This is a genomic window from Bradyrhizobium sp. 17, assembly GCF_023073515.1.
Classification (GTDB): domain Bacteria; phylum Pseudomonadota; class Alphaproteobacteria; order Rhizobiales; family Xanthobacteraceae; genus Bradyrhizobium; species Bradyrhizobium canariense_D.
In genome coordinates this window covers 1-2,759 of record NZ_JADPJQ010000045.1, presented here as the reverse complement: position 1 = coordinate 2,759, position 2,759 = coordinate 1, and the positions used below count along the sequence as shown (strand labels likewise).

Sequence of the window (2,759 nt, the reverse complement as noted above, 5' to 3'; positions counted from 1 at the left end):
GACCGCCTCTGCGCCGAGAACATCACCGACATCGTTCGCATTCTCACCATTTCGGATATCTTTGCGGCGCTGATCGAACACCGGCCCTACAAGCTGACAATGCCGCGCGCGGCAGCGTACGAGATTCTCTGCGGCATGGGGGGAAAGCTGGACAGGGCGCTAGTCGTCTCTTTCAAGGATGTCGCGCTTACCAGATGAATTCTGCTCGACATGCAGGAATATTCCACGTCTCCACTCAGGGCGTGATCGGAGGCGGTCTCATTCCATGCACTTCGGCTTCTGACCCCCTCCAGCGCATCGAGCTGCCCCTGAGGGAGTAGCGAGATTATCCCGTCCCCCTGCCCAAGGGGCGGCTGCTTCGCCAAGCCAGCTAACAGCCCCAGCTTCACCGCCCTGAAACTCGGGTCCTTTTGCTGTCTGAATAACTGCAGACCTCACGAGGGCGTGATGCAAGGTCATCCCTCGATCCTTCCTGTCCAACAGTCATGGACCGCACTGAAGCAGCGACACCCTGAGGCAGTGAGCCTGACGTATTGAAATCCGCTATTTACCGGTGGTAGTGTTTTACTTTTACTGCTCGCGCTATTTGCCCTGACGCTATCCTGATAGTGCTTTTTTTTGTGCTGGGAGGACATTTATGCGAGGCTCTCGCGCAATCCTTTACGCCGAACGACTTAGCGAACTCACTTCTCAGCTCTCAGAGTTGGAAGATCTTCGCAATCTGGTGGAAGAAGCTGAGCGAACCGCCTGCGGTGTGCCTCCATTACGCTTGACATATCCTCCGTTGCGCCGCGTTCGGCGTCGTGAACGGGGGCGCTTTGTCTGTTCGCCTCCGTCGCCACGCGCCACCAAGCGGGAATGCAGGAGCTATCAGCCTCCCCGACAACGACAACCAAGTCGATTGGACTTTGCTGGAGCCATTCCCCGACGGATGGTGGGCTTCCTCCTAAAAACCTCTCCAAGCGCTGGCTAGACAAAGAGATCGGTCTAATGCTCCCTGAGGCAGTGGGCGCAAGTCCGCTTTTGAGACCCCAAAGAGGACATGCGGCGACTCCCAACATTGTGCCAGTGATTCCTGCCGTATTTGAAAACTCCGGTCAAAATGCTAAAACACTCCGCGCGGCGGTTTTGCAGTGGCTTCCCGGGCAAGGTGATCAAAATGAGACGTCGGACTCTCATTTTTGGCGGCGCGGCAGCACTTGGACGTCTCGCGGCGATATGGCCGGCGCAAGCGCGGACACAGCAAGGAGGGACTTGGCGCATCGGGGCTCTGATTCCCGGCTTTTTGGATGGGCCCACCGGCAATTTACTGGAAGTGCTAAAACACGAGTTGCACGACCTCGGCTACATCGAAGGCAAAAATCTAATTATTGATCGGCGGGCTGCGGAAGGGCACAACGAACGTTTGCCAGCCTTTGCAAGTGAACTCGTGGCGTGGGTGCGGATGTGATTGTTGCCGTAGCAACGCCAGCAATCGCCGCGGCACAACAGGCGACATCATCTGTTCCAATTGTCATGACCCCAGCAACCGATCCTGTTGGGTCCGGCTTTGTGAAAAGCTTCTCCCATCCTGGAGGAAACATCACCGGCATGGCGAATATGTACGGGGACACCACAACCAAAATTTTTGACGTGCTCCAATCCATGCTCCCGGCAGCTAGAAAGATCGCCGTTTTGATGTCTTCAAACCCCACGCATCCAGGGTTGTTTGAGGTATCGAGAAGCGCGGCTAAAGTTCTCGGGCTTTCAACGGTTCCGGTAGTCGCTCCAACGCCGGCCGATCTTGATCGAGCGTTTGGAGACATCGGGATTGAGAAGTGTGACGCGGTATTTGTTCTAGCAGATCCAATTCGTCCAACAATCGTCACCCTGGCTGCAGCCGCTCGCATTCCTGACATCTATCAGATCAGCGAGTTCGTTGAAGCGGGCGGACTTGCAAGCTACGGCCCGCGGTTGTCAGCAATATGGAAGCGCTCGGCGCAGTTCGTAGCTAAAATATTCAAGGGCGCTAGCCCGGCCGAATTGCCAGTCGAACAACCGACAAAATTCGATCTGGTGATCAATCTCAAGACTGCCAAGTCGCTTGGCCTCACGTTGTCGGCGACGCTGCTCGCCCGAGCCGACGAGGTTATCGAATGATGACGCGTCTGGTGCATCGCATGGGTCTGCTGTTGGGCCCATAGCCGCGCGCACCCGCTCGAAGACCGCTTCTGACCCTGGCTGTGTGAAAACGCCGAGCCTGCTATGATTCCCGCACTGAATCGGCGGGGGGCTGGCATGGCTCGTTTCGTTCAAGGAGCTGATCGCGGGCAATCTACTTTGTCGCCGGAATGCCTGGACGACTGGGTTGCAGATGACAATCCGGTTCGCGTGATCGACGCCTTCGTTGCAGCCCTCGATCTGGCTGAACTTGGCTTCGGTGGCGTTGAGCCTGCCGGCACAGGTAGGCCGTCGTATCATCCGGCCGCACTCTTAGGGCTCTACATTTACGGTTATCTCAACCGTGTCCATTCGAGCCGCCGGCTTGAGCGTGAAGCTGGCCGCAACGTCGAAGTGATGTGGCTGCTCGCCAGGCTTGCGCCCGATCACAAAACGATTGCCGATTTCCGCAAGGACAATGGTTCCGGCATCAAAAAGGTCTGCGCGCGCTTCGTCGAGGTGTGCCGCAAGATGGGCTTGCTCGCGACAGCCAGCGTTGCGATCGACGGCAGCAAATTCAAAGCAGTCAATAATCGCGATAAGAACTTCACGCGCGGCAA

General features: G+C 56.9%; 3 protein-coding genes and 1 pseudogene. All 4 read left to right on the top strand.

Features of this window, described 5'->3' with window-relative positions; genetic code table 11:
* Nucleotides 1-198, top strand: a pseudogene (locus IVB13_RS08315) (hypothetical protein); the annotation flags it as partial.
* A 961-nt stretch (nucleotides 199-1,159) separates the two neighbouring features.
* Entirely contained in the window at nucleotides 1,160-1,450 is a 291-nt protein-coding gene (locus IVB13_RS08310; RefSeq protein ID WP_247488312.1) for a hypothetical protein, read from the top strand.
* Nucleotides 1,435-2,139 carry an ABC transporter substrate-binding protein gene (locus IVB13_RS08305; protein ID WP_247488310.1) on the top strand — a complete coding sequence of 235 codons (705 nt, stop codon included), beginning with the start codon at nucleotides 1,435-1,437 and terminating at the stop codon, nucleotides 2,137-2,139. Before IVB13_RS08310 ends, IVB13_RS08305 begins: the two co-directional genes overlap by 16 nt.
* A gap of 138 nt (nucleotides 2,140-2,277) precedes the next feature.
* Nucleotides 2,278-2,759, top strand: a 482-nt coding sequence (locus tag IVB13_RS08300; RefSeq protein ID WP_247488308.1) for a transposase, incomplete at its 3' end; no start/stop codon positions are given.